The 20,453-nt window shown below is 63.7% G+C and carries 19 protein-coding genes; 11 read left to right on the forward strand and 8 right to left on the reverse strand.

What is annotated here, in order from left to right; all coding sequences use genetic code 11:
- Nucleotides 1–13: 13 nt before the first annotated feature.
- The 4 genes from AB4Y82_RS04015 to AB4Y82_RS04030 form a co-directional block, all read right to left on the reverse strand.
- A complete protein-coding gene (locus AB4Y82_RS04015) occupies nucleotides 14–2,044 on the reverse strand; it encodes a methyl-accepting chemotaxis protein (protein WP_441602515.1) in 2,031 nt (676 codons plus the stop codon).
- A gap of 115 nt (nucleotides 2,045–2,159) precedes the next feature.
- Nucleotides 2,160–2,699, reverse strand: a complete 540-nt coding sequence (locus tag AB4Y82_RS04020; protein ID WP_441602514.1) for a chemotaxis protein CheW — start codon at nucleotides 2,697–2,699, stop codon at nucleotides 2,160–2,162.
- Between the two features lie 7 nt (nucleotides 2,700–2,706).
- Nucleotides 2,707–3,078, reverse strand: coding sequence for a response regulator (locus AB4Y82_RS04025; RefSeq protein WP_046970385.1), 372 nt, complete (start codon nucleotides 3,076–3,078; stop codon nucleotides 2,707–2,709).
- A gap of 31 nt (nucleotides 3,079–3,109) precedes the next feature.
- The gene (locus AB4Y82_RS04030; protein ID WP_019464684.1) at nucleotides 3,110–3,466 is read right to left on the reverse strand and encodes a response regulator; all 357 of its coding nucleotides are present in this window, start codon (nucleotides 3,464–3,466) and stop codon (nucleotides 3,110–3,112) included.
- Between the two features lie 469 nt (nucleotides 3,467–3,935).
- Between AB4Y82_RS04030 and gshB the strand changes: the two genes are divergently transcribed.
- The 8 genes from gshB to AB4Y82_RS04070 all read left to right on the forward strand — a co-directional run bounded on the left by gshB (nucleotide 3,936) and on the right by AB4Y82_RS04070 (nucleotide 13,831).
- Nucleotides 3,936–4,913, forward strand: coding sequence for a glutathione synthase (gene gshB / locus AB4Y82_RS04035; protein WP_441611118.1), 978 nt, complete (start codon nucleotides 3,936–3,938; stop codon nucleotides 4,911–4,913).
- On the forward strand, nucleotides 4,910–5,776 hold the full coding sequence (locus AB4Y82_RS04040) for an energy transducer TonB (RefSeq protein WP_441602512.1): 867 nt from the start codon (nucleotides 4,910–4,912) through the stop codon (nucleotides 5,774–5,776). Before gshB ends, AB4Y82_RS04040 begins: the two co-directional genes overlap by 4 nt.
- 82 nt (nucleotides 5,777–5,858) lie before the next feature.
- Complete coding sequence (locus AB4Y82_RS04045) at nucleotides 5,859–6,434, forward strand: YqgE/AlgH family protein (RefSeq protein ID WP_046970387.1); 576 nt, start codon at nucleotides 5,859–5,861, stop codon at nucleotides 6,432–6,434.
- Nucleotides 6,431–6,865 carry a Holliday junction resolvase RuvX gene (gene ruvX, locus AB4Y82_RS04050; protein ID WP_441611119.1) on the forward strand — a complete coding sequence of 145 codons (435 nt, stop codon included), beginning with the start codon at nucleotides 6,431–6,433 and terminating at the stop codon, nucleotides 6,863–6,865. Before AB4Y82_RS04045 ends, ruvX begins: the two co-directional genes overlap by 4 nt.
- A gap of 19 nt (nucleotides 6,866–6,884) precedes the next feature.
- The gene (locus tag AB4Y82_RS04055; RefSeq protein ID WP_121878116.1) at nucleotides 6,885–7,811 is read left to right on the forward strand and encodes an aspartate carbamoyltransferase catalytic subunit; all 927 of its coding nucleotides are present in this window, start codon (nucleotides 6,885–6,887) and stop codon (nucleotides 7,809–7,811) included.
- A 124-nt stretch (nucleotides 7,812–7,935) separates the two neighbouring features.
- Nucleotides 7,936–10,092 carry an alpha/beta fold hydrolase gene (locus AB4Y82_RS04060; protein WP_441611120.1) on the forward strand — a complete coding sequence of 719 codons (2,157 nt, stop codon included), beginning with the start codon at nucleotides 7,936–7,938 and terminating at the stop codon, nucleotides 10,090–10,092.
- A 97-nt stretch (nucleotides 10,093–10,189) separates the two neighbouring features.
- The gene (locus AB4Y82_RS04065; protein WP_441602509.1) at nucleotides 10,190–11,815 is read left to right on the forward strand and encodes a type VI lipase adapter Tla3 domain-containing protein; all 1,626 of its coding nucleotides are present in this window, start codon (nucleotides 10,190–10,192) and stop codon (nucleotides 11,813–11,815) included.
- A gap of 252 nt (nucleotides 11,816–12,067) precedes the next feature.
- Entirely contained in the window at nucleotides 12,068–13,831 is a 1,764-nt protein-coding gene (locus AB4Y82_RS04070) for a hypothetical protein (RefSeq protein WP_441602508.1), read from the forward strand.
- Nucleotides 13,832–13,900: 69 nt separating this feature from the next.
- Here AB4Y82_RS04070 and AB4Y82_RS04075 read toward each other — a convergent pair whose 3' ends face one another.
- Nucleotides 13,901–14,644: an MHYT domain-containing protein gene (locus tag AB4Y82_RS04075; RefSeq protein ID WP_441602507.1), complete on the reverse strand. Its 744-nt coding sequence runs from the start codon at nucleotides 14,642–14,644 to the stop codon at nucleotides 13,901–13,903.
- A gap of 61 nt (nucleotides 14,645–14,705) precedes the next feature.
- Entirely contained in the window at nucleotides 14,706–15,503 is a 798-nt protein-coding gene (locus AB4Y82_RS04080; RefSeq protein ID WP_441602506.1) for a hypothetical protein, read from the reverse strand.
- Between the two features lie 407 nt (nucleotides 15,504–15,910).
- Here AB4Y82_RS04080 and AB4Y82_RS04085 point away from each other — a divergent pair, with 407 nt between their 5' ends.
- Entirely contained in the window at nucleotides 15,911–16,273 is a 363-nt protein-coding gene (locus AB4Y82_RS04085; protein WP_441602505.1) for a BON domain-containing protein, read from the forward strand.
- An 80-nt stretch (nucleotides 16,274–16,353) separates the two neighbouring features.
- On the opposite strand, the gene AB4Y82_RS04090 is transcribed toward AB4Y82_RS04085, so the two are convergent.
- Nucleotides 16,354–17,520, reverse strand: coding sequence for a PilT/PilU family type 4a pilus ATPase (locus AB4Y82_RS04090; protein WP_046970393.1), 1,167 nt, complete (start codon nucleotides 17,518–17,520; stop codon nucleotides 16,354–16,356).
- 109 nt (nucleotides 17,521–17,629) lie between these two features.
- Nucleotides 17,630–18,670, reverse strand: a complete 1,041-nt coding sequence (locus tag AB4Y82_RS04095; protein WP_441602504.1) for a type IV pilus twitching motility protein PilT — start codon at nucleotides 18,668–18,670, stop codon at nucleotides 17,630–17,632.
- 305 nt (nucleotides 18,671–18,975) lie between these two features.
- Here AB4Y82_RS04095 and proC point away from each other — a divergent pair, with 305 nt between their 5' ends.
- Together proC and AB4Y82_RS04105 are read left to right on the forward strand one after the other, a co-directional pair.
- Nucleotides 18,976–19,800, forward strand: coding sequence for a pyrroline-5-carboxylate reductase (gene proC / locus AB4Y82_RS04100; RefSeq protein WP_441602503.1), 825 nt, complete (start codon nucleotides 18,976–18,978; stop codon nucleotides 19,798–19,800).
- A complete protein-coding gene (locus AB4Y82_RS04105) occupies nucleotides 19,797–20,372 on the forward strand; it encodes a YggT family protein (protein ID WP_441602502.1) in 576 nt (191 codons plus the stop codon). The genes proC and AB4Y82_RS04105 overlap by 4 nt, the downstream gene beginning before the upstream one ends.
- The last annotated feature ends 81 nt before the right edge of the window (nucleotides 20,373–20,453 follow it).

The raw sequence follows: 20,453 nt of genomic DNA on the forward strand, positions 1-20,453 counted from the left end.
AAAACGTTTTGTGTCAACCCGGCAGCTTAAAGTGCGCCACCGAGCGCCGCAGGTCACTCGCCAGCTGGGCCAGGTAACCGATCGAATCGGCCGTCTGGCTTGCGCCCTGCGAGGTCTGCGAAGTGATTTCCTGAATTGCGTTCATGGAAACCGAGATGTCCGATGCCGCGGTGGACTGTTGGCGCGCCTGGGTGGAGATGTTTTGAATCAGCGCCGACAAGTCATGCGACACGCGCTCGATATCGCCCAGTGCGCTACCCGCGTCCTCCGCGAGTCGGGCACCAGCCACCACTTCGGCGGTGGTCTGTTCCATCGAGTTCACCGCTTCGTTGGTATCGGACTGAATGGTCTGCACCAGCGTTTCGATTCGCTTCGTCGCGCTCGCCGAACGTTCGGCGAGGCGCTGCACTTCGTCCGCCACCACCGCGAAACCGCGACCCGCTTCACCCGCCGACGCGGCCTGGATGGCGGCGTTCAAGGCGAGGATGTTGGTCTGCTCGGCAATGTCGTTGATCAGTTCCACGATCGAGCCGATTTCCTGCGACGACTCACCCAGGCGCTTGATGCGCTTGGAGGTTTCCTGGATCTGGTCGCGGATCGAGTCCATGCCCGAGATCGTTTCGCGCACCACTTCGGCGCCGCGCGAAGCGATTTTCACCGAGCGCTCGGCCACGTCGGCCGACTCGGCCGAATCCTTGGACACCGTATCCATCAGGCTGGCGATCTGGTTGATCGCGGTGGTCGCCGTGCTGATGCGCTGCGCCTGGTTCTGCGCCGATTCGGCCAGGTGGCGCGCGGTGGTCTGCGTTTCCTGGGCCGAGGAGGACACCTGCTCGGAGGTTTCGTTGATCGTCGTCACCAGGGTGCGCAGCTCGTCGATGGCGTAGTTCACCGAGTCGGCGATGGCGCCCGTGATGTCTTCGGTCACGGTGGTCTTGACGGTCAGGTCACCTTCGGCGAGCGAACCCATTTCGTCCAGCAGGCGCATGATGGCCTCCTGGTTACGCTGGTTGAGTTCGGTCGACTCCTGGAAGCGGCGGCGTTGGTCGGAGACCAGCTGCACGATAAGCACGGCCAGGAAGGCCGCCGCGCCGATGGCGCCGAGCACGCCCCACCACAGGTTCGGGAACAGGCGGCGGGTTGGCAGCTTGCCGATCTGGTCGGCCAGTTCGTTGGCACGCAGCAGTACGTTCTGGGAATCGAGCGAGGCCTGGTTGCCGGCGCGCTTCACGTCGCTGAGGTTACCGGCGGCGCCTACCAGCTTGCCGACCGGGTCCTGCAGGTTGTCCCACTGGCCCTGCATGTCGGTGAGGATCTTGCGTGCATTGGCGTCGCCCATCGAGCGCACGCCCACTTCGGTGTTGCCTTCCAGCAGACCCTTGAGCACCGAGCCGTACAGCTGGCCGTCGCGGGCCAGGCCGTCGGCGGCGGGCTGCGAGGCGTCGCCACCCTGCAGCACTTCCTGCACTCGGCGGATCATACGGTCGGCCAGCAGCATCTGGCGGGCGGAGGTGTAGGTCTGCTCTGCGCTACCGCCGCGCTGCTGCAGGATGTTCACCACCTGCTCCATGCTGGAGTTCAGCACCGGCAGTTCGCGGCCCAGGGTGGCGGCGCGCTGCGAGGAGTCCACCACCAGCGCCTTGTTGGACAGGATCTTGCCGATGTCGGCGTCGAGCTGGCCCCAGGCATTGGTCAGGGCGCCGACGGCGCGACCGGCCGGCGTCGCGTTGTTGTCGGCATAAGGCTTCATGCCGCCCTTCTCATCGCCCTTGTTGAGGCGCTGGATGGCAGCATCGATGGTGTTGCGGTTTGTTTCGAGTTCCTTGAAGGAATCGACGTTACCGTCCGCGGCTTCTAGGGCAAGCTTTGCCGTCTGCTGCGACAACACCTGGATCTGGGTGGTGAGACCCGTCGCCTGTGTATCTTCGCGGCCACGCAAGGTAAGCATGGCGAAGTCGACACCCGTGAAACCGAACGCAATGACCAGCGCAATGATGAGGCCTGTATAGCCCCGCTCTTTGCCCATGCCCCCTGTAGTGCTCATTTCGTTCACCTCGCCCTTCTACGCCTCGCCGCCCATGCCGGCGAAGGCGTCGGATCATCGCCCTGATTCCGGCCTTGAGCAGCGCCGGTCCTACTTGTCGTTCAACGCTTGCGCGTCAGGCCGCAGCCTGACGGAAGTCCGGCGCACGAACCAGCTTGCCCATACTGAACACAGCCAGTCGCGAATCGCCTACACGATCATCCACGAAACGTGCCAAACGCGGGTCGTCTTCCTGCTCGGCCTGACGACGCTGCTCGGCGTCGACCGTACGCTGCCCGAAGACTTCATCCACCATCAGCGCCACGCTGCCTGCACCCTGGCGCACGACGAGCAATCGCGTGCGTTCGGTGGACAGTGTGCGTTCGCCAAACAGGAAACGCGCCAGATCGATCACCGGCACGAGATTGCCGCGCACGTTCGCCACGCCCATCAGCCAGGGCTGCGTGCCCGGCACCGGGGTCAGCGAGGGCACCGCCAGCAGTTCGCTGATCTCGTCGATTCCGCTGACGAATAGACGACTGCCTGCGCGATAGCCGATGCCGCGCCAGAGACCGGGAGCCTCCAGGCTTTCCTGCGTGCCGGAGGCATGCGCCAGCGAAAGACGCTCATACCGGGCAAGGATTTCGAACGGCGAGAGCGAGGCGGTCTGGCTCATGCTTGCCTCACGCGGCGTTGGGTAGCAGATCGTTGATGCATGCCAGCAGGTCCTTCTCGTTGACCGGCTTGGTGATGAAGGCACGCGCACCCTGGCGCAGCCCCCAGACCCGGTCGGTCTCCATGGACTTGGTGGTGATCATCACGATCGGAATATTGGAGGTCATCGGATCGCGCGTGAGCGTGCGGGTGGCCTGGAAGCCATTCATGCCGGGCATGATGACGTCCATGATGACCAGATCCGGTTTCTGCTCGCGTACGCGCTCGATGCCGTCTTCGGCGTTGCCGATGGAATCAACCTGATAGCCCGCACGTTCGAGCAGCGTGGTGAACACGCGCACGTCGGTCGGTGAATCGTCGATGATGAGAATATTGGCCACAGGCCCCCCTCAGACCCTGTAGTCGTCCGACTTAAACCGTAACGACATGTCGATGGATTGCACCCAGCAGTTCATCGCGCGTGAACGGCTTGGTCAGATATTGTTCCGCGCCCACGATGCGCCCGCGTGCCTTGTCGAACAGGCCGTCCTTCGAGCTGAGCATGATCACGGGCGTGCCGCGGAACTGCGGGTTGTTTTTGATCAGCGCGCACGTCTGATAGCCGTCAAGTCGCGGCATCATGATGTCGACGAAGATGATCGCGGGCTTCTGGTCGGAGATCTTGGCAAGCGCCTCGAAACCGTCCACCGCCGTAAGCACGTCGCAACCTTCTTTCTTGAGCAAGGTTTCGGCGGTTCGACGGATGGTTTTCGAGTCGTCGATAACCATGACCTTGAGGCCGGCCAAGCCATTTCCACTTATGTTCAAGTTCACAACACCCCCCTGCGACCCGCCCCTGGCTCAGGTAAATCCTGCGACCGCCAACCAATGGGCTAGCGGTCCCATGTTTGAGATACAAACCCGCACGTCCGTGAGGACGTACGGCAACCATTCAGCCGGCAGGCACTCGTGCGTAGCTGTTTACCGCCTGCCTGACCTAACGTCAAGCTGATTTCTTAAGTTAAGCGGGCTACGTCATTGAATCGAACGGTTTGCCTGCCTCGGGAGCCGACCGAGGGGCCGGTCGGCAATGTTTCCCTTCGGGGACAATCCGGACTTTCCTGCGCCTTTGGCGGACCACTTGATCGTTGGATCGATCAACGCAATCTCCGCCTCGGACGACATACACTGCCATGCTTTCGCCTGGCCGGCACGCCGGTCGCGAATGGTGAACAAGCACTACTACCGGAGAATGACGATGGCCCTCAAGGTCGCCGTGCTGATGGACCCGATCGGCTCGATCAAGATCGCCAAGGACACCACGTTTGCCATGCTGCTGGAGGCCCAGCGGCGTGGCCACAGCCTGTTTTACATGGAACAGGGCGACCTGTCCGCGCGCAGCGGCGAGCCCTGGGCGCGCCTGGCGCCACTGTCCGTGCGCGACGACCCCAGCGGCTGGTTCATGCTCGGCGAACCCCAGTGGCGCGACCTGCGCGAGATGGACGTGGTGTTGATGCGCAAGGATCCGCCGGTGGATCCGCAGTTCATCTACGACACCATGGTGGCCGAGCTGGCCGAGCGCGCCGGGGTGACCGTGGTCAACCGCCCGCAGGCGCTGCGCGACTGCAACGAGAAACTTTTTGCGATGCACTTCCCGCAGTGTATGGCCCCGACCCTGGTGACCCGCGACGCCGCCGAGCTGCGCGCCTTCTCCGCCGAGCACGGCGAAATCGTGCTCAAGCCGCTGGACGGCATGGGCGGGCGCGGGATCTTCCGCGTGAAGGCCGGCGACAGCAACTTGAACTCCATGCTGGAAACGCTGATCGCCGCCGGCCCCAAGGGCGAGCACAAGCAGTTCACCATGGCGCAGAAATTCATCCCGGAAATCACCTCGGGCGACAAGCGCATCCTCGTCGTCGACGGCGAACCGGTGCCGTACGCGCTGGCGCGCATCCCTCAGGGCAGCGACTTCCGCGGCAACCTGGCCGCCGGTGGCCGCGGCGTGGGCGTGCCGCTATCCCACCGCGACCGCTGGATCGTCTCCCAGGTAGCGCCGGAACTGCGCCGCCGCGGCCTGCTGTTCGTGGGCCTGGACGTGATCGGCGACTACCTCACCGAGATCAACGTCACATCACCGACGTGTGTGCGCGAACTGGACGCACAATTCGGGCTTAATATTGCCGGCCAGCTCTTCGATGTGATTGAGCAGAACCGACTCGGAACCCGCGCCGCGTGAGCCAACCTGCTGTCCGCACCGGCGCCGACATGTTCGGCGCCACGATGCTTTTCTCGCTATTGCTGCACGGCGTGGTGATCCTGGGCATCACCTTCACCTATGTGAAGGCCAAGCCCAGCCTGCCGACCCTGGACGTGACCCTGGTCGACGTGGCCAATCGCGAAGCGCCGGACAAGGCCGACTTCCTGGCCCAGGCCAACAACAGCGGCGGCGGCGAGAGCGACAAGGCCGCGCGCCCGTCGCAGCTGGTGTCCGGCGCCCTGCCCCGTCCCTCGCAAGGGGTGGCCCCGCAGCCGATCGAAGCGAGCGCACCGCGCCCGCAGGAAGCGACCGACGACAAGTTGCTCACCACCACGGGCAACAGTCACTACAGCGTCAGCACCAACAGCGCCAAGCTCGAGCAGACGCCGCAGGACCTTCCCGAGTCGCCGTCGGACATCAAGCGGCGCCAGGAAATGGCCCAGCTGGCCGCCGAAGTGCGCGATCGCAGCGAGCAATACGCCAAGCGGCCCAAGAAGAAATTCATCTCGTCCAACACCAAGGAATACGCCTATGCGGCGTATATGCGCGGCTGGGTGGACCGGGTGGAGCGCGTGGGCAATATCAACTATCCCAACGAGGCGCGTCGACGCGGCCTGCACGGCGACGTGCTGCTGACGGTGACGCTCAATCGCGATGGCTCGGTGAAGGGCATCGAGGTCGTGCAAAGCTCGGGCCAGCCGCTGCTCGACGCCGCCGCGCAACGCATCGTGCGCCTCGCCGCGCCGTTTCCCTCGCTGCCGGCGGACAAAGAGCGCATCGACGAGCTCAACATCACGCGCACCTGGCAGTTCATGCCCAACGACACGCTGCACAGCCGCTGAGTGAGGAGCGGGTGAACGTGTCACCTAAAGGGCCCGAACATGGCTGCGGACGCCCGGCGCATTCAGGGCATACAATGCGGCCATGGCTTCCCCACTATCCAGCCCGCAGTCTCTCGCCGGTCAGTTCCTGATCGCCATGCCCAGCCTGGCTGAGCCGCCGTTTTCGCGCGGCGTCGCTTTCATCTGCCAGCACGATGAAGACGGTGCCGTCGGACTGCTGGTGAACCAGCTCTCCGAATACCGCCTGGGCGATGTGCTGACCCAGATGAAACTCGAATGCAGCGACCTCGAACTTGCCGACGCGCCCGTGCTGATCGGTGGCCCGGTACAGCAGGAGCGTGGTTTCGTGCTGCATCGCGAGCCCGGTCATTGGGAATCGAGCTATCGCATCAACGACGAATGGTCGGTGACGACCTCGCGCGACATCCTGGTCGCCATGGCCCATGGTGAAGGCCCGCGCCTGGCCATGATGGCGCTGGGTTATGCCGGCTGGAGCGCGGGTCAGCTGGAGCAGGAACTGAAGGACAACACCTGGCTGACCGTCGAAGCGAGCGAGCGCGTGATCTTCCACACGCCGCTCGAAGAGCGCTGGAGCGCTGCCGCAGGCCTGGTCGGGGTCGACCCGTTGCAGTTGCCAGGTTACGCGGGACACGCATGAGCTGTGTGTTTGGTTTCGACTACGGCAGTCGTTTGATCGGCGTGGCCGTCGGCAATCGATTTACCGGAAGCGCGCGTGGGCTGGCCGCCATTGCGGTGCGCGAGGGCGAGCCCGACTGGTCGACGCTCGACACATTGCGCAAGGAATGGCTGCCCGACACCCTGGTGGTCGGCCTGCCGCTCGGCCTTGATGGCGAGGAGCAGCCCGCCAGCAAGGGCGCCCGCCGCTTTGCCGACAAGCTCAGCCAGCGTTACAACCTGCCGGTGCAGCTCACCGATGAACGCTACAGTTCGCAGGAAGCCGCGCAGCGCTTCGCCAGCGCGCGTGCTGCGGGCCTGAAGAAAAAGCGCGATGCTGCCACGATCGATGCCGAAGCCGCCGCGGTCATTCTTGAGCGCTGGCTGGCTACTCCCGACACCACCGGACCTTAAGCACGGACTTCCGCCCGCCATGAGCTCTCGCCTGCGCCACCTAACCACCCTGGAACACCTGCCCCGCGAGACCATCGAGCGCCTGCTCGATCGCGCCGAGTCCATGCGCGAAGGCTGCGCCCACGGCACGCGCAAGCTGGACCTGCTGTCGGGCCGCACCATCCTCAACCTGTTCTTCGAGCCGTCCACGCGCACGCGCACCTCGTTCGAACTGGCCGCGCGCCGGCTCAGCGCCGACGTGATCAATTTCGACATCGGCTTCTCCTCCACCAGCAAGGGCGAAGCGCTGTTCGACACGCTGCACACGCTGGAGGCGATGCACCTGGATGCCATCGTGGTGCGCCACAAGATCTCCGGCACGCCGGAGGAACTGGTGCGCCATGCCATGAGCGGCGTGTCGGTGATCAATGCGGGCGACGGCAATCGCGCCCATCCCACCCAGGGCCTGCTCGATGTCCTGACCATCCGCCAGCATCGCCCTGATTTCCGGCAGCTCACCGTGGTGATCTGCGGCGATGTGAAGCACTCGCGCGTGGCGCGTTCGGACGTCCATGCGCTCAAGGCGATGGGCGTGAAAGAAATCCGCCTGTGCTCGCCCAACGCGCTGATGCCCGATGAGTCGGAATTCCCCGGCTGCGTGATCACCGACGACTTCGACGCCGCCATCGAGGGCGCCGACGTAGTCATCATGCTGCGCCTGCAGAAAGAGCGCATGGCGGTGACCGACCTGCCCGACGAGGCCGCCTACTTCCACCGCTACGGCCTGGACAACCGCCGCCTCGCGCGTGCCGCCAAGGCCGCCCTGGTGATGCACCCCGGCCCGCTCAACCGCGGCATCGAGATCGCCCCGGAAGTGGCGGACGGCCCCCAGTCGCGCATCCTCGAGCAGGTCGGCAACGGCGTGTTCGTGCGCATGGCGGTGCTGGCCGAAGTGCTGGGGCGCTAAGCCCACCTAGGCAGGCCCGGCAGTACGCTTCAATCGAAACGTACAAAGACATCAGCCTTAGCTGATAGCGGGGCTCCCCCTCGCACTGACAGCGTTGACCACTGATCCTCAGTGGAGTCGTGTCATGCCCCCTTCCACGCGCCCTGTCATTGGTGAAGCGAAGGCGTTGCTTCTTCCGGGCGGCGGCGATGTCTATATTTACGTCATTCAGCCCAAACCCTGCATCACCATCCTCGTGCATGGGGTCAACGACCTGGCCGGCGTTTACGCCGACATCGAAGAAGGGCTCTGTACCGGCCTCAACGAGCGCCTGGACCACCTCACCAGCGCGCGCGGACGCATCAATGGCTCCGCCCTAGTGCCTGCCCGCTACTCGCTACCCACTCAGGACGATCACCTCGCCAAAAACCCCGACACGGTCTACTACCGTCGCCTGGCCAATGCCGGCCGCGGTGGCGGCAACTCGCGCAGCGTGGTGATTCCGTTCTATTGGGGCTTTCGCGAGGACAGCGGTTATGACCCAAACACGAAGAAGGATTACGTACAGAAAGACACCCCGCACGGCGAATGGCTGGACCGTCACGGCAACCGCCTGGACAAAGCAGCCACCAAGGAAGGTGGCATGTTCGCCAACGCCACCACCACCCTGCCCGACATGTGGATACAAGGCTTCAGCGGCATGGTGTTCGGCTTCCTGCCCATGAACGCCATGGCTGGTACGGCACGCCACCCACTCCTCCCTGCCCCACCGCGCAACTACATGCTGCTGGCCGCCAAGCGGCTGGCCATGCTGGTGAAGATCATCCGAGCCAAACATCCGGACGACACGGTCAATGTGGTCGCGCACAGCCAGGGCACCATGCTGACCTTGCTGGCCAATGCCTTTCTCAAGGATGAGGGTCAACGCCCCATCGACAGCGCGGTCCTGATGAACTCGCCCTACAGCCTGATCGAGCCACGGCTGGAACACATGGAGCTGCACGACCAGCAGCAGACCTTAGCTGCGCGGCGGGCGACCTTGGGCAACATCCTGCGCTTCATCGGCGAGCGGCCGCACACCACCCCCTCAATGGCCGACATGGCCAACACCGCCAAGATCGACAGCTACATCGGTGGCCGGCGCTGGACCGGCCAGCGGTGCGCCACGACCTTGCAGAACAACGAGGTGAACTTCGACGAGCGCGACAATCGCGGCCACGTCACTTTGTACTTCACGCCCCAGGACCAGACGGTCGGCTTACGCAACGTGCAGGGCATCGGCTGGCAAGGTGTGCCTGATGATGTACTGGGCGGACTCGGCGCCCGTTTTCAGCAGCGGATTTTCACACTGCGCGAACGCGACGGCCAGGCTGAAGCCGTGGGCCTCCATCCATCGGGGTACCGCTATGTCATGCGCCTGCCCGGCGAAAGAACCTGGGCCGGCAACGGCCAGGGCTTTAGCGGCAACCTGATCAAGGCCGAACTGCAGGTGGGGCAAACCGTGACGCTCAATGCGCCGCGGCTCCCCACGGCGCTCGCAGTCGATTTCGATAGCGGAGGCACCGTCGGCGCGCGTGACCCGAAAGACGGCATCCACATGGTGAAGGCCCCCATGGATCCCATCGATGCCTCCATCGGCATTACCAACGGCGGCTGGGATCCGGATGACCGCAAGCAGTTCAAAACCATCGTGATGGGAAGAGGCGAGGCCCTGGCCCGGGGAACGACGGCCCGCGACATCGAGGGCGTACTCAACCAGGGCAAGGAGCCAGCCGATTGCGCCAAGTTCAAGCACATCGACCTGATGGACGACGGAACGGTTCGCATCTTGCGCAGCGAAACGCCCAACGAAGCACGCCAGCGTCTGATGGAAACCCCGCCAGACAAGCTCACCAAGGACGATGCGCTGTCATTTCATTCGGCGATTCCGGCCAACCCGGAACACAGCCGTTTGGCGGTGGCGTATGACCTGGCGATCGGGCAGGCCAAGAGCATCGATGATGGGGGGTTTTATACCTACTTGTGTCGATTGGCCGATTGGCGCTTGGGATGGGGAGAAACGTCTAAATCACCATTTAGTGATGCTCGCCCGTCCGGCCAAGTGAAATCTGACAGTGACCGCGTCTTCGACGATGAAGGCCCGGATGCAGACACGCTGGCGTTCTATCGCGAAGAACATCCCGACAATACAAAGCTGATTGTCGCCACCGCGAACTACCGCGCGTCAGGCAAGCCCGAGGCCTATCCGCAGTACTTCGCCCCGCCGGTACCCTCACTGGTCAAGCGTGAAACCCGTGGCTAAGGCGTCATTTTCTTGCCTACTACGAGATCGCACCGGTAGTGGTTTGTTAATGCTAGCGCTCACTGCGAGCACTTACGCCGCAACACCGGATCTTCTTGTGCGTCGCCCGCCCGACGCCGATCAGGCCCTCCGCGACACCTTCGGAACGCTGAGCTGCTTCAAGTCCCCGTCGCTTTATTCCAGGGACGCCGACTTTGTCTACGCCACCTCGCCATCTGCCAAGGACGCTTCCTCCATGGGTACCTCGCCGCTTTACAGCGCTCCAACCGAATCAGCGCATCTGGATACGTTGGCTATTGTCAGCGTAGGTCTGAGTCTAGACGTCTATAGGCAAGGGCAAGCATGGGCGCAGATGCAGCAGCAGGATGCGCGCGAACCCAACAGCTTGCATGTGGGCAACATCTTGCCGACGGACCCAAAGAAATATCCAGTGACTGTCGACACCAAGAACATGGCATGGGATCAACGTATGCAGGATGCTCTGGAGCTGGGGCTCAAAGACTTCCCGGAGGCATGGCCAATTCCAACGATCACGATTGTGCGCGGCTGGAATCGCAATGCCACAAATCTGCGATTTCCGCAGATAGACGAGATCCAGAGTGGGCTTACCCGCATGGTGAACAATCTTCGTCCTGAAGCAGGCCTGCATTGGCACGAAATCGACCAACTCCCCAAYGGCGTAATCTGCAGCGATACACCGGACGACGTTGTTGAGGATATCTTCCGCACGTTCGAGGACCATCCCGACATGCCGGCAATGCTGGTGTACGTGCTGGATGGTTACAACGCGGCCTATAAATTCTCCACCAAAGACCAAACCCTCATCGGTGTCGGCAATGGTCCGCGTGAACGCGGTGAGCTCACTGACGCGATGGTTGCCCTCGTGGTCGCCCGCCCCGAACGCCTCGACTGGCTGCGCGGCTATGCCCGCTACACCAAACCCAACCCCAATCCCATCTCACCGCGTTTTGCCGGTTGGGCGCGCATGCCCCCTAGTCCGATGAACTTTCAGCCATCACCCTTTATTCCATTGCCTTGGAATAAACGCGCATTCGAGCAATGGGATGCGATGAAAACCCTCGCCGTACTGCATCGCCCGGTGACGGTATCGCTCGACAACCCGGACAAGCCCGGCAGGCGGCTGAAGAACGAAGCATTGACCACGGCACTCGCCGACGGTTGGAAAAAAGCGATCGGAGGCGTCACGCCACCGCCCGCACGCGTGTTCTACGACGGCGGCCAAAAGCCGGCGGTACCACCACTCGGCGACCTTATTCCGGCACTTAAGCTGGCCGGTAGTCCACTCGATTTGTTTGAGTCCAATGAGAGTTACGACCTTACCCAGCGCCTGGGGGATACCGGCGCGGCCTCGCCGTTTGTCGGCATTGCTGTGGCCACTATGGCAACCTATCTCAACGCCGACACCAGCGTGGTGGTGCCACTGCGCCGAGCCGATCAGGCCACGCTGATCACGCTCACTTCCGCCACGCCGGGCAAGAAGCCGACCAACGACCCCTTCGGCGTCAACCTGCTGCCACAGACCGCCACGAGCGAAGTCCCCTCTGCCCGGATACAGGCCGAGCAGTTCGCCGCATGGCAAGCGAACCAGACCCGCGAGCAAAACTATTCCCGCCCCTTCGATCCCGAACAGGCCGAACGCGATCGCAAGACGCTGGATGAATTCATTGCCAGTGGGCCAAGGGTGGACCTGGACAAGCTCTGATAGGCAGGAATGTCCGCTCCAGCGGCGAAGCCCCTTACGCGATGCGTTCGCGGCAGCGGGCGCTCGCCCCGCCATACCTGGGGCCTATGCCGGGTGACGTCTTCTGGACAGAGGGCGCACAAAGTCTCGGGAGCAAATCCCAGCCTTTCGCGCTGCAGCCGGGCTTTACCCCGGCGGCCCAAGGTCACCGCGAGATGCCTCGAATGCAGGCATAATGCGCGGCGCAACATCACTTCACTCAAGGGATTAGACATGCGATCGACGACGCGCATAGCCGCGCTAAGCCTCGCCGGTGTCCTGCTGGCGGCATGCCATCACAAGGACAAGGACGCTCCGCTGGCCTTCGTACCGGCCGATACGCCGTACGTGGTGGGCAACCTCGACGTGCTCGATGACGACACGCGCAAGGCGCTGCTCGCCCAGGCCGATGCCCAGCTGCCGTCGGAATTGGTCCAGCTGCGCTCCGCGGCGGACGAAATGGCGGAGAAAGACCCCGACCTGTCCCGCTTGCTGAAGGCACTGATCGCCGAGCTGGATGGCAAGAGCATCGAGGCGTTCGCGCAGAATGCGGGCCTCAACATCAAGGGTCGCTCGGTCGTGTACGGCCTGGGCCTCTCGCCGGTCGCCCGCTTCGAGCTGGTCGACCCCAAGGCTTTCGATGCCTTCGTGGCTCGCCTGGAAGCCGCCTACGGCAAGCCGTTCGACACGGCTACCGTCGGTGGCCTGAGCTATCGCAAGCATGTCACCGCCGATAGCGGGTTGCAGGTGGTGCTGGCCGAGGTCGGCAAGCAGGCCGTTGCCGCCATCCTGCCCGCCGATGCGCCGGAAGCCACGCTGCGCCTGGCCTTTGGCCTGGATCGCCCGGAGAAGAATCTGCAGGACGACGGTCGCCTGGAAAAACTCGCCAAGGCGAAGGATTACCAGCCCTGGGCCATCGGCCAGGTCGATCTGGCCCGCCTGCTGCCGCTCGCGGCCAGCGGCAAGGACCCGTTGTTCAACACCTTGATCAAGGCGCACGCCGAGGCCGAATCGGCCAAGACGGGCGAGCCGGTGTCCAACCAGCTGAAGGTGTCGCCGGTGTGCGAAAGCGAAGCCGTGCGCATTGCCTCGCGCGTGCCGTCGGTGAGCTTTGGCTACACCAAGCTCGACGAAAAGCACCAGAACATCCGCTGGGATGTGGCCCTGGCGGACGACGTCACCAAGGCCTTCAGCGGCCTCAAGGTGGAGCTGCCGGGCCTTGGCGCCGCCGGCACCGCGCCGTTCGACATCAGCCTCGCCGTGCCCATCGTCCAGCTGCGCAGCTTCTGGGGCGCACAGGCCGAAGCCGTGGCCGCCAAGCCGTTCACCTGCCCCTCGCTGACCCAGCTCAACGAGGGCTTCGCCAAGATCGGCCTGATGACGCAGCAGGCGGCCGTGCCGCCGATCGGTGATCTGCTCGGTCTGCGCGTCGCACTCGACAGCTTCGAACCCGGCAGCAACGACGCCATGCCGAAGTTCAGCGGCCGTATTTTGATCGGCACCTCCAATCCCGCCGGCCTGCTCGCGATGGCGCAGATGGCCGCTTCCGGCCTGCAGCAGGTGAAGCTGACGACCGACGGCAAGCCGGTGGCGCTGCCGCCCGAAATCACCGCTCCGCTCGGCGCACCCGTGTGGGCCGCGATGGGGCCCAAGGCGCTCGCCCTGGCCGTGGGCCAGGGCGAAGACGTGAAGCTGGGTGAATTGCTCAACGCCGCCAGCGGCGACGCCGGTCGCCTGGGCCGACTCAGCCTGAGCGGCGACATGTACCAGGCCTGGGTGAAAGCCATGGCGCAGAAGGCCGAGCACATCGCCGAGATCACCGCAGCCTCGCAGTCGGACGACCCGCAGGCCCAGGCGACCGCCAAGGCGGCGGCTGAGCGCTCCAAGGCGCAGTTCGAATCCATGCAGGCACAGGCCGCGCGCATCAAGTCGCTCAACGGCGAATTGCACATGGAAAGCGCTGGACTCGTGATCACCAGCCAGACCGAACTGAAGTAATACCTCCATCGCGATGGAAACAAAACGGGGCGCCCAGGCGCCCCGTTTTTTTTGGCCATGTCGGTCCGATCAGATCGACAGCGCGGCCCGACGCTGCTGGCGCACGATGCTCAGGCCCAGGGCCAGTGCAAGCAGGATCACCACCACCACGAAGATCACCAGGCCCAGGTGTTCGCCGTGCATGCCCTGCTCGAAACCGGCCGGCAAGGTGGCGCCCTGGGTCATCTCCATCGCCGACATGCCCGTATAGTGCATGCCGCATACGGCAACGCCCATCACCAGCGCGCTGCCCAGCATCTGCAGTTTTCCGCGCAGGTTGAAGGCCAGCCACAGCGCCGCCATCGAGGCCACCATGGCAATGCCCACCGACAGCGCCACGATGCTGCCGTCATAGGACACGATCGCCGAACTCAGCATGGCCGCCATGCCCAGATAGTGCATGCCCGCCACGCCCAGCCCCATCAAGACACCAGCCAACAGCAGGTTGATGAAGCGAAACGAGCCGCCACCGACGATCGCCAGACCCAGCGAACACGCAACAATCGCCAGCAGTGCCGAGGCGATCGTCAGCGGAATATCGTAGGTCACCTGCACGCCCATGTTGCAGGCAATCATGGCGATGAAGTGCATCGCCCAGATCGCGCCGCCACCCATGGCCGTACCGGCGGCCAGAATGGCACCCCAGCGCTGCCGGCGGCCCTGCGCCAGCGGTATGCCCAAGGCAAACTGCAGTGCGGTGAACGATCCCAACACGGATACGGCATACGACAACCCGACCAGCACTCCGTTGTAATGCTGATGCATGTCTTGCATGAAGTTCCCCTTGGTTGACTATGGATGCCCTGCGGTCACCGCCATGCTTCGCAGGCGGCGATCACTGGGATATGTCGAACACACACATGGCCGCGCCTTGGCTGTGGCAGCTGGTTTCGCGCACGAAGACCGCGCGTGCGCCCACCGATTCGGCCAGCAGGCCTTCGATGAATCCGCAGAAGAACCGCCCGCCCGACGCTCCGCCCGGCTGGCATAGCGGGCAAGCCTTCACGTGCAACTGGTGTTCCTGATGATCGACGGTCACCAGCACGCGCAGCGCCGGCACCGCGATGCGGCGTATCGCATCGGGCAGGCTCAATCTGGCGCCCAGCGCGAAATCGCGCTTGAACACCCAGTTGCCGGTACGCCGGCCGGCGAGATAGAGCGATGCATCGCGCGCCTCTTCGGCCACCGCGTATTCCAGGTTGATCAGCCAGGGAAAGATGCGCGGATAGTCCTTCGCCATGTTCGGCAGCATGCGCTCGACGCGCGCGACGTCGGCGCCTGCAGCGATCGATGTGGCCTCCTGCACTTGAGCCGGTTTGGCTGCACTGACGCAAGCCATGGCCGGGACAGGCGCAGGCCTGGTCGCACTGGCCGTGGCGCCCTCGTCGAATGGCGCCAGTTGCGGTCTCAAGGATTCGAAACTGAGTACGCGCGGATGGCTGCCCAACGCCTCCTCCAGTGCCAGCTGCCGATCATCCGGCCCGCGCAGCAGCAGGGTGAGGCAAGCGCCTTGTGCTTCCTGGACCAGGCGTTGGCGCAGCAGCACGTGGCCGTACTCCGTCACCACGCGGCCGAGCTCGACCAGCAGCCCTTCCCTACGCTCGGAAACTACCCGAACTTCCAACTCGGCCATGATTCCCCCCGAAATCAAGCCAGCACAGGTTTGTGCTATTGCTCGCAAATCTGCCGTATAGCCGTCTATTCCACAAGGCGGATTTTCAATTTGGCGACGTGGTTCACAGACTGGTTTTTTTATCGTTTCGTGAGCCTTTACGTCTGCGTCAGCGCGCAGAAAGCTAGCTCACGCCTCCTCACGCGATCATTGTGATCTCGATCACAGCTGCCACGATCTTAGTATCGCCAACACCGTTCCAACACATTCATGACATCGCCTTGGCATGGGTAATCGCGTGCTGAACAGGTTCCCCTTCCAGCCATGATTGATTCATACCCAAACTGTTTGGATGGAGTCACGGAGGCCGCGGCGAGCGGCAACCGTCTGTCTTATGGACAGCGATTCCCCACCACAGGAGATTCCCCATGCGCATGAACAACCTGTTCCGCAAGACGCTGATCGCCGCTGGTCTAGTGGCTGCCTTCTCGGCCATGCCTGTCGCACAGGTTGCCGCCCAGGACGCCATGCAGAAGTCGTCGGACAACCAGACCGTGCCCGATAAAACGGCCGATACCTGGATCACCACCAAGGTGAAGTCGGAGCTGGCGACGACCAAGAACGTCAAGAGCACTGATATTTCGGTGACCACGATGGACGGCGTGGTGACACTCACCGGCACTGCCAGCAGCGCGGCCGAAAAGGCCAAGGTCGAAGGCGTGGCCAAGAAGGTGAAGGGCGTGAAGAGCGTCGACGCCAGCGGCCTGACCGTCGCCGATACCGCGAAGTAAGCCCTGCGCGCCGCACAGCGGCCGCCAAAACGAAGAAGGAGCCCTGTTGGGCTCCTTCTTTTTGCATCGTTACGACAATCTCAGCGGTGCAGCAGACCGCCGCCGAAGTTCTGCGAGTCCTTGGTTTCTTCCAGCTCCACGCCGTCCAGGCCTTGCGACAAGGTGTGTGCATCGCCGCCTTGTGCAAGCTTGATGCGCAGGCGCACTTCGTTGGAGCTGTCCGCGTGACGCAGGGCATCCTCGTAGGAGATCTCGCCGGCGTGATAGAGCTCGACCAGGCTCTGGTCGAAGGTCTTCATGCCTAAGTTGGTGGACTCCTTCATCACTTCCTTGAGCTTGTGGATCTCGCCCTGGCGGATGTAATCCTGCACCAGCGGCGTACCCAACAGCACTTCCACCGCCACGCGACGCGCCTTGCCGTCGGGCGTGGGGATCAACTGCTGCGCGACCACGCCCTTGAGGTTGAGCGACAAGTCCATGAACAGCTGGGAGCGGCGGTCTTCGGGGAAGAAGTGCAGGATGCGGTCCATCGCCTGGTTGGCGTTGTTCGCATGCAGCGTGCACAGGCACAGGTGACCGGTTTCGGAGAAGTTGATCGCGTGTTCCATCGTTTCACGCGTACGCACTTCGCCGATCATGATCACGTCGGGCGCCTGGCGCAGCGTGTTCTTCAGCGCGTTGTCCCAGCTGTCGGTATCGATGCCCAGCTCGCGCTGCGTGATGATGCAGCCCTCGTGCTTGTGCACGTATTCGATCGGGTCTTCGATGGTGATGATGTGACCGGTCGAGTTGGCGTTGCGGTAGCCGATCATCGAAGCCAGCGAGGTCGATTTACCGGTACCGGTACCGCCCACGAAGATGATGATGCCGCGCTTGGTCATCGCCAGCTGCTTGATCACCGGCGGCAGGCTCAGTTCCTCGATGGTCGGGATCTTCGACTCGATGCGACGCAGCACCATGCCCACGCAGTTGCGCTGGTAGAAGCACGACACGCGGAAACGACCCACGCCCTGCGCCGAGATGGCGAACTGGCATTCGTGGGTCTTTTCGAACTCTTCGCGCTGCGAGGGCGTCATCACGTTCAGCACCATGTCGCGCGACTGCTGCGCGGACAGCGGGCTCTGGGTGATCGGCACGACGCGTCCCTGCACCTTCATTGACGGCGGCACGCCGGCCGTGATGAACAAGTCGGAGGCCTTCTTGTGCACCATCAACTTGAGGAAGGAGGTGAAATCGAAGTCGCTCATGGGAACCCCCGCAAATCGTGAATAGCAAACAGCGAATGGGAAAAGCAGGAACCGCGCAGGATGGAGTAACCCAATGTGCTTTGACTGTTCCCGATGTGCTTTGCCCTAGTTACCCCTTGAAGATGTCCTTGTTGCGCGCATAGCCAATCGCCTGCTGACGCGTCACCAGGCCGCGCTTCACCAGGTCTTGCAGGTTCTGGTCGAGCGTCTGCATGCCGTGCTGCTGGCCGGTCTGGATGGACGAGTACATCTGCGCCACCTTGTCCTCGCGGATCAGGTTACGGATCGCGGGGATGCCCACCATGATCTCGTGCGCGGCGATACGACCGCCGCCCACCTTCTTCAGCAGCGACTGCGAGATCACCGCGCGCAGCGACTCGGACAGCATCGAGCGCACCATCGGCTTTTCGCCGGCGGGGAACACGTCGATGATACGGTCGATGGTCTTGGCGGCCGAACTGGTGTGCAGCGTGCCGAACACCAGGTGGCCGGTTTCCGCCGCGGTCAGCGCCAGCCGGATGGTTTCCAGGTCGCGCAACTCGCCCACCAGCACATAGTCGGGATCTTCGCGCAGTGCCGAACGCAGCGCCTCGTTGAAGCCGTGCGTGTCGCGATGCACTTCGCGCTGGTTGATCAGGCACTTCTGCGAGGTGTGCACGAATTCGATCGGATCCTCGATGGTGAGGATGTGGCCGTATTCGTTCTTGTTGATGTGGTCGACCATCGCCGCCAGCGTGGTGGACTTGCCCGAACCGGTCGGGCCAGTCACCAGGATCAATCCCTGCGGCTGCTCGATCAGCTCGCGGAACACGCCCGGTGCGGCTAGGTCTTCCAGCGTGAGCACTTCGGACGGAATGGTACGGAACACCGCACCCGCGCCGCGGTTCTGGTTGAACGCATTGACGCGGAAGCGCGCCAGGCCGGGTATCTCGAAGGAGAAGTCGACCTCGAGGAATTCTTCGTAGTCGCGGCGCTGCTTGTCCGACATGATGTCGTAGATCAGCGAGTGGACCTGCTTGTGCTCGAGCGCGGGGATATTGATGCGGCGAACGTCGCCGTCCACGCGGATCATCGGCGGCAGGCCGGCGGACAAGTGCAAGTCCGAGGCCTTGTTCTTCACCGAGAAGGCAAGCAGTTCGGCGATATCCATCTGGTTTCCCCTTGAACCCAATCATCTGGATGGCAAACGCCCGGGCGGGAGGCGGTTTTCCCCAGACGCGGCAACGCGGCGCATAGGCGCCGAGCCGTGCGACAGGTCCGTTCCCCGTTCCCAAGCTGCTGGCCGATACTACTCGCCGCGCGGGCCGTGCCACCAGTCTTTCCTTTGGCCGTAAGCCGCAAACTGCGGACCAGGTTGGATGTTGCTGTGCTTAGGCCCGTCCAGAGGGCACTTCCGCCACAGGACGCGCGGCCCCGGGCTCCGGTAAGGTACGGACCCATTAGTGAGGACCCTGCATGACACGTATCGCTTTCATCGGCGGCGGCAACATGGCGCGCAGCCTGATCGGCGGCCTGCTCAAGACCGGCGTGGCCGCCTCATCGATCACCGTGGCCGAGCCCCGCGCCGACGCGCGCCAGGAGCTGGGCCGCGAGTTCGGCATCGCCAGCTATGCCGAGAACCGCCTCGCCGCCGCGGAGGCCGATGTGCTCGTGCTGGCGGTGAAACCGCAGATCATGCCGGCCATCCATGCCGAGCTGCTGGACACCCTGGTGCGCCAGCGCCCCATGCTGATCTCCATTGCGGCAGGCGTGCGCATCGACCAGCTCGAACGCTGGTTCGGCCACGCCCTGCCGATCGTGCGCTGCATGCCCAACACGCCCTCGCTGATCGGTGCGGGCGCCACCGGCCTGTTCGCCAACCGGCGCACCAGCCCGGAACAGCGCGCCAAGGCGCAGCACATCATGGATGCCGTGGGCCTCACCCGCTGGGTCGAGGACGAATCGCTGATGGACACCGTCACGGCGGTGTCCGGCTCCGGTCCGGCCTATTTCTTCGCCATGGTCGAGGCGCTTGAGCACGCCGCGTTCGCCCAGGGCATGTCGCGTGAAACCGCGCGTGCGCTGGCCGCGCAGACCTGCCTTGGCGCCGGCCGCATGCTGGTGGAGAGCGGCGAAGACCCCGGCGTGCTACGCCAGCGGGTGACCTCGCCCAACGGCACCACCCAAGCTGCCCTGGAAAGCTTCGCCGCCGATCATTTCGCCCAGACCGTCGCCCACGCCGTGGCTGCCGCCACGCGCCGTGGCGCCGAGCTGGCCGCTGCCCTGGACAATGCCTCGTGAGTTACCTAGTCAACGCCCTCTCCTTCCTGGTCGAACTGGCCTTCGGCGCCGCCGCCGCGCTGTTCGTGCTGCGCCTGCTGGCCGAAGCCAGCCGCGTGGACTTCCACAATCCGCTGAGCCAGTTTGTCTACCGCACCACCAACCCGGTGCTGGCGCCGATCCGTCGCCTGCTGCCGAACTGGCGCCGACTCAATGTGGCGGCCCTGCTGATCGTGTGGCTGCTGATGCTGATCAAGCGCATCGTGCTGTTCGCCCTGCTCGGGCTGTTTCCGCACGTGCTGGGACTGTTGCTGCTGTCCATTGCCGACACTCTGGACTTCATCGCCATGTTCTACGTGGTGCTGATCTTCATCTGGTCGCTGATGAGCCTGTTCCAGGTCGAGACCTACCATCCGGTCTATCGACTGGCCGGCAGCCTGGTGTCACCGCTGCTGCGTCCGCTGCGCGGCAAGCTCACCGCCGGTGGCCTGGATTTCGCGCCGTGGGTGGTGATGATCGTGCTGATCCTCGCGCGCCTGCTGCTGGTCTCGCCGCTGACCGACCTCGGCGCGCGCCTGGCGCTGGGTCTCTGAACCCTTTCCACGTCCATGACGCTCTCGTTGCCGGCACACATCGCCGGCCGTCGCGCCCTGGACGCTTCATCGTCATGTCAA

It is taken from the genome of Dyella sp. 2YAF14 (genome assembly GCF_052114725.1).
GTDB lineage: Bacteria > Pseudomonadota > Gammaproteobacteria > Xanthomonadales > Rhodanobacteraceae > Dyella.

Bases quoted from the DNA above. Each gene is read 5' to 3' on its own strand.
- AB4Y82_RS04075 (WP_441602507.1), bottom strand. From the start codon at position 14,644: ATGCAAGACATGCATCAGCATTACAACGGAGTGCTGGTCGGGTTGTCG.
- AB4Y82_RS04085 (WP_441602505.1), top strand. From the start codon at position 15,911: ATGCGCATGAACAACCTGTTCCGCAAGACGCTGATCGCCGCTGGTCTA.
- AB4Y82_RS04070 (WP_441602508.1), top strand. From the start codon at position 12,068: ATGCGATCGACGACGCGCATAGCCGCGCTAAGCCTCGCCGGTGTCCTG.
- AB4Y82_RS04095 (WP_441602504.1), bottom strand. From the start codon at position 18,670: ATGGATATCGCCGAACTGCTTGCCTTCTCGGTGAAGAACAAGGCCTCG.
- AB4Y82_RS04030 (WP_019464684.1), bottom strand. From the start codon at position 3,466: ATGGTTATCGACGACTCGAAAACCATCCGTCGAACCGCCGAAACCTTG.
- AB4Y82_RS04060 (WP_441611120.1), top strand. From the start codon at position 7,936: ATGCCCCCTTCCACGCGCCCTGTCATTGGTGAAGCGAAGGCGTTGCTT.
- gshB (WP_441611118.1), top strand. From the start codon at position 3,936: ATGGCCCTCAAGGTCGCCGTGCTGATGGACCCGATCGGCTCGATCAAG.
- AB4Y82_RS04055 (WP_121878116.1), top strand. From the start codon at position 6,885: ATGAGCTCTCGCCTGCGCCACCTAACCACCCTGGAACACCTGCCCCGC.
- AB4Y82_RS04045 (WP_046970387.1), top strand. From the start codon at position 5,859: ATGGCTTCCCCACTATCCAGCCCGCAGTCTCTCGCCGGTCAGTTCCTG.
- AB4Y82_RS04015 (WP_441602515.1), bottom strand. From the start codon at position 2,044: ATGAGCACTACAGGGGGCATGGGCAAAGAGCGGGGCTATACAGGCCTC.
- ruvX (WP_441611119.1), top strand. From the start codon at position 6,431: ATGAGCTGTGTGTTTGGTTTCGACTACGGCAGTCGTTTGATCGGCGTG.
- AB4Y82_RS04080 (WP_441602506.1), bottom strand. From the start codon at position 15,503: ATGGCCGAGTTGGAAGTTCGGGTAGTTTCCGAGCGTAGGGAAGGGCTG.
- proC (WP_441602503.1), top strand. From the start codon at position 18,976: ATGACACGTATCGCTTTCATCGGCGGCGGCAACATGGCGCGCAGCCTG.
- AB4Y82_RS04090 (WP_046970393.1), bottom strand. From the start codon at position 17,520: ATGAGCGACTTCGATTTCACCTCCTTCCTCAAGTTGATGGTGCACAAG.
- AB4Y82_RS04020 (WP_441602514.1), bottom strand. From the start codon at position 2,699: ATGAGCCAGACCGCCTCGCTCTCGCCGTTCGAAATCCTTGCCCGGTAT.